At 59.2% G+C, this 5,589-nt stretch carries 4 protein-coding genes; 2 read left to right on the top strand and 2 right to left on the bottom strand.

Annotated features, from left to right (window positions below):
- Positions 1-512: 512 nt before the first annotated feature.
- Together ABSG20_RS28245 and ABSG20_RS28240 are read left to right on the top strand one after the other, a co-directional pair.
- Entirely contained in the window at positions 513-1,310 is a 798-nt protein-coding gene (locus ABSG20_RS28245; RefSeq protein WP_423867762.1) for a transporter, read from the top strand.
- Positions 1,311-1,352: 42 nt separating this feature from the next.
- Positions 1,353-2,630, top strand: coding sequence for a complex I NDUFA9 subunit family protein (locus tag ABSG20_RS28240; RefSeq protein WP_423867761.1), 1,278 nt, complete (start codon positions 1,353-1,355; stop codon positions 2,628-2,630).
- Between the two features lie 89 nt (positions 2,631-2,719).
- On the opposite strand, the gene ABSG20_RS28235 is transcribed toward ABSG20_RS28240, so the two are convergent.
- A complete protein-coding gene (locus ABSG20_RS28235; protein ID WP_423867760.1) occupies positions 2,720-3,790 on the bottom strand; it encodes an alpha/beta fold hydrolase in 1,071 nt (356 codons plus the stop codon).
- A 150-nt stretch (positions 3,791-3,940) separates the two neighbouring features.
- On the bottom strand, positions 3,941-5,035 hold the full coding sequence (locus ABSG20_RS28230) for an amidohydrolase family protein (RefSeq protein ID WP_423867759.1): 1,095 nt from the start codon (positions 5,033-5,035) through the stop codon (positions 3,941-3,943).
- Between the last annotated feature and the right edge of the window lie 554 nt (positions 5,036-5,589).

Here is a 5,589-nt window from a genome sequence, read left to right as displayed (position 1 = left end):
GCGTTTTTGCTGCGGCGGGCGACATGCCGGTCCTTTCGGTGTAGGTTAATGCAAAAACATCCGTCGGCTTGGTTTTGGTCAGTGTGGACAATAATAATATCAATAGGGCATCTGTATACACATTGTCAATACAGAAGACTCGCCGCATGGAGAAGGATTTCGAGACTCATCGATCGTCTTGGATGAGGCTGCGTCGTTCTCTGTGGCCGCATCATTCGGAAGATGATCATGCCTTGATTTTGCACCTAAACCATCGCGCGGCGATCGGAAATCTTCGGTGCTGGCATTTTCGAAGCATGGCCCGGTTCCGTGGAAAGCCAGGGTTTGATCAACGCGGCCATTCGACGGCTGCTCCCTGGCACCATCGGGGTTACCGCTCATCCAGGGGCCGGGGATCGATGAGAGGCTTGATCGTCACGTCGCCGACGCGTAACGAATAGGTCTGCAACAAGTCGCTAGCCCGGTCCATTTTCGCTCCCGTGCCGTTCGGCCTCATTCGATCAAAGCGCTCAGTGATCAAGCGTAGTTTCCAGATCTGTTTGCTGTCTTTGGTTGTGTCCAGCGGCGCGGTCGACGCTTGGGCTGATGCATGTCCAACCACCAAAGACGACATCGCGACCGACCGGCCGGATGTAACGAACTCCAGCCTGGTCGTCCCGGTCGGCAGTTTCCAGAGCGAGAACGGGGTGAATTTCAGAAGCGAGGACGGCGGTCAAATCATTGACGGCACAAATACCCGCTGGCGCCTCGGAATAGCACCCTGTCTTGAACTATTGATGGACCTGCCAACGTACTTCGCCACCGTTCGGGGATCGGGAAGTTCAGGTTTTACCGACGTGGCTCCGGCCATAAAGTGGCAGGTCAGTCCGATCCCGGGGAAAATCGACCTGTCTTTGGTGGCTGGAGTGGCGCTGCCGACGGGAGCTATCAACGTTGCTGGTCCCGGCGCGCAGCCCTATCTGCAAATGCCATGGTCGTGGGAACTGCACGACGGCTGGGGCCTGAGTGGTATGCTGACCGAGTTCTTCCGCCCCTCGGACGTGGTTACTCACCGCATCACGGAAACCACCTTTGTGGTCGAAAAGAAGGTGACCGAGAAGGCCAGCCTGTTTGTGGAATATGTTGGCGACTACCCTGAGAATGCTGGTCCGAGCCAGCTCCTGAATTCGGGCGGACTATACCGCCTGAGCCCAACGCAACAGGTTGATTTCCACGTTGCGTTCGGGCTCAACCACAATGCCCCGAGCTACATTGTTGGCGTCGGATATTCGTTCCGGATTGATGGCCTGTTCGCGGACAAGCCAAGATGAAGTGGCATGATTTTAGTGCATCGCCGCCAGTGAGGTTGCTCCATGCTGAAACACCTGCTCAATGATATCATTGGTCACGTTTCCGGTCTCAGCGATGGGCAACTTGAACAGATTGAGCAGTCATTGCCAGCGACCAGGGCGCTGATTGATCTTCTCAATCAGGCACATCCGATCATCGAACACGCGCAAGCGCTCTATGATGAAGCACAGCCGTTGATCGATCAGGCCAGGAAAGAGTGGCAAACGGTCGGCCCTGCAGCGCAAATTCTGCTTGATGTGATCTCACATCACCTCAACAAAGGCAGTTCGCCGGCGGAGGCGGCCGAGGCCGTGCGCGCCACGCTCGGCGGGTCAATACAGAACGTCGCACAGGATCGCGGGATGGACCGGGGAGTGGACCGCGTGACGGTGTTTGGGGGGACTGGCTTTGTGGGTCGTCGCATCGTGCGCCATTTGAGCGGCTCCGCCGCTACGGTGCGCATGGCCTCGCGGCATCCCGCGCGGGCCGAGGCCGACAACGTGGAACACGTCGTCGCCGATGCACATGACGAGCGCGCCGTAGAGGCGGCCGTTGCGGGCGCCGACGGTGTGGTCAATGCGATCAGCCTGTACGTCGAGCATGGAGGCGACACATTTCATTCGGTCCACGTCGAAGCGGCCGCCAGGATCGCTGCAGCGGCGCGGCGGGCCGGGATCAAACGATTTGTACACCTGTCGGGAATAGGCGCCGACGCTGGCTCGCCTTCGCCCTATATTCGCAATCGCGGCGAGGGCGAGGCGGCCGTGCAAGCCGCATTTCCCGGCGCGGTCGTTATCCGCCCTGCGGTGATGTTTGCGCCGGACGATGCCTTTCTCACTACAATTCTGGGGCTGCTTCGGACCTTGCCGGCTTATCCGCTATTTGGCGACGGCAGAACGAGGCTTCAGCCGGTGCATGTGGACGACGTCGCCGCGGCGATCGCACAAGTCCTGCGGCAGACACAAAGACCCTATCCTGTCTACGAACTGGCCGGTCCGCGCGTCTACTCGTACGGGGAGCTGTTGCGGACCATTGCGCGCACCGCGGGATTGCGGCCGGTGCTGGTGCGAATACCCTTTGCTTTCTGGAATGCCGCCGCCGCCCTCGCTGAAAACCTGCCGCACCCGCCGCTGACGCGCAATCAGGTTGAACTCATGCAGATCGACACGACGGCCTCAGGCAGCCGGCCGGGATTTGGCCTACTCGGAATTTCGCCGCGATCGCTCGAAGAAGAACTCAAAGCGATGCTCAAGGATACAGCCGAGCAAACTCAAAAGGCAAAAGAGGCGCGTACAAGGTAGGGGCCGGGGAGACTTCGTTTGGAAACCCGGCAAGGGTCATTCGTTCGATTGCCGACTGAGGGCACGACTTCCAGTCAAGACTGCGCCCGTCAGCGCTCGAGCGGGAGGCGCTGCAGGAAAGACCCAAGAGCCGAGGCCCAAACAGCAGGGTGCGCGAGATTCATGTGACCATAGCTGCCAGGGCCAGCTGGAATCATCACCCCGGTGTAGTTCGATGCGGTAGGTAGGTGCAGGTGTTCGGGAGGATTGGTCAAGTCGTCTGCGAAATTGATGGTGAGCATCGGCTTGATGATCGCGTTCAGCTTTGGCGCCGGATCATAGTCGGCCGAGCTCTCGCAGGCATAGAGCATGTCGTGGGCGTCATAGGCTTCGCCGTCAGCCTCGAGCTTGCCGACGAGATCAATCGCGGTCTCGCGGGTAGGTGCCTGCTTTTGAAACTGCCCGGCTGATCCCGTCATAATTGCGGATAATGGTATGACTGCCTTGATCCAGTTTTTCGGCGGCGAGTCCTTCGGATAGTCGCCGTTCTTCCAGGCTGGATCGCTGCGAATGGCCTGGCTGATCATCTCGCGCCATATCATGTTCCTTCCGCTGATCGCAGCGGGCGTGCTGGCGATCGCAACGAGGCAATCCATGTCGTCAGGGAACATCTCGCCCCAAAGCCAGGTCTGCATGCCTCCCATCGACGTCCCAAGCACCAGCTTCAGGTGCCTTATGCCTATCTTCTCAAGAAGTAGATGCTGCGCCCTAACCTGATCCTTGTAGCCGTAATGAGGGAAATGGGCCTGCAATCCGTCCGATGGTTTGCTTGATTCCCCAGCGCCGATAGCGTCGGGGATCACCAGAAAATAGCGGCCAAGGTCGAGCGGCTCCCCGGCACCGTAAAGCGCATCGAAGAAAGCGGCCTGCGCCAAGTCGGCAGCCGATCCCGCAGTGCCGTGAAGCAGAAGAATCCCATTGGCGATTGCGCCACTCGCGTCGTGACGCGGCGTTCCGAGGGTCAGATAGTGCAGTTTTAGCGACGCCAGAGTCTCGCCATCGCCAAAGACGAAGTCGTGGAGCTCGACAAAGGCGTCGTTGGGTTTGGGTTGCGAGCCAGCCGCCTCCGCGGAGTGAAGCGCATTGCGCTGGGATGAACTGATGACCTTCGTTTTCCGCATGAACTTTCCTTAATGTCGTAGGGTGGGTTGAGCTCTTCGCGAAACCCACCAATGGCGCCGCCGCGATGAGTTTCGCGACCAGTTCGGACATGCGTCCGATCTGGTCACTCCACCCATCCTACAAATGATCGGTCTCACGGAATCGCTCGTCTAGGCTGATCTCCGGGATTGGTGAACAGCGGGGTCGATGAGATCGGTATCGATCAGGCCCAGGCGGAATATTCTGTTGCTTGTCTTCCAGAACACCTGTTGGCGCTCAGCCGGGCTCGGAAGCACGTCTTCGACGATCTGCACATGCTCCTTGATCCCGTAGGGAATCGGACCGTAATCGGAGCCGAACACCACTCGGTCCACACCGCACATGTCAACCGCGGCGCGCAGTCCGATCGGGTTGAAACCCATGCAGTCGACCAGGATATTGGTCTTGAAGTAGTCGGATGGCGGCCGATCGTTCTTGTAGGGCTTGCCGGCCGGCGGGTTGCGGATCCCTTTGTAGTTAAGGCGCCAATTGAATTCGAGGCGACCAAGGACCGACGCGAGTTCGCCACCCATATGGACGATCAGCACCTGCAGCTTCGGGTGGCGATCGAACAAACCGGAGGCGATCATCCGGGCGCCGTTGACGGTCGAGTCGAAGGGCCGGCCAACCGCCTCGTTGAGGCGGTACTGCATGAGTACCTCGTGCCCGACCGACAGCATCGGTGGATGAATGTGGACCACGACGTCGTTCGCTGCCGCAAACTCCCACAGCCATTCCGCCTTGGGGCTGTCGAGGAAGGCGCGACCTGCGCCGTCGCCGTAGCTGGACGCCACCGCAATCGCCTTGGCGCCGCCCTTGCGGATCATCTCCTCGACAACAGGCCGACAGTCCTCTTCGAGCGCGTGAGCGTTGGCCATCAGTGCGAACTCGCCGGGATAGCGATCCCTGATCTCCAGGTATTCGTCGTTCAGGATCTTGAGGGCGTCGGCGGTGCTGACTCTGAGAAGGTCCCGCGCCAACCATTCCACCTCGCCGCCGTTGCTGGCAAGGCTGAGGGTGACGCCTTCCTCGCGCGACTTGGGCATGGCGTATTCCAGATCGTAAAACTCGCGATAGCCGATCAAGTCCTGAGCGTTGGTTTGCGGGAATTCTTGTTTTGGATCGTAGAAGCCTCGCTCCGCCATCTTGGCGGCGAGCTTGGGTCCGATCGGATGCCGGTGGGTATCGACGATTGCCCGGCGTTCAGTCTTGTTCGGCGGTGCCATGATAGTCTCCTCAACAGTTGACTGACCGCACGCTAGGACGATCGAACATCATGGAGCAGGCTCGGAAACTACTCAGATCCTCGTTTTGGCCCTGACCCCACACTCGGGTCATGACCGCCAACGTGATCACCGTGTCCGTTCCCAAATTCTCGTGCCATGACCTGAAATAATTGTCTTCGCTTTTGCGACGTCGCGCTAGTTGATGGCTCTGTTGCGTGAGTTTGCAGAAGACTCTTTGCTTTTTCGCGGGTGGCGTTGACTTCGAGTCCGGAGCTATCGAGATTGGCTGACCGCATGTTCCCACTGCCCGGCGCCGGCCCTGTTGCAGCAACTCTCTAAATCGTGGGGGTAATTGATGATACGTTTCACAGCGTTGAAGGGCGATGCGATAGGCGCATGCGCTGCCATGGCGCTCGGCCTCGCCATTGCCGGAGGCGTCTCCAAAGCAAATGCGCAGGTCAGGGAGGTGACGATTGCGCATCAGGACATGGTCATTCCGTTTCGGGTGTCGCAGGCGGCCGGTGCCGTTGAGAAGGCAACCGGTTACAAGATTA

This window comes from Bradyrhizobium sp., assembly GCF_049512235.1.
Classification (GTDB): Bacteria; Pseudomonadota; Alphaproteobacteria; order Rhizobiales; family Xanthobacteraceae; genus Bradyrhizobium.
This window is presented reverse-complemented; position numbering and strand designations above follow the sequence as displayed.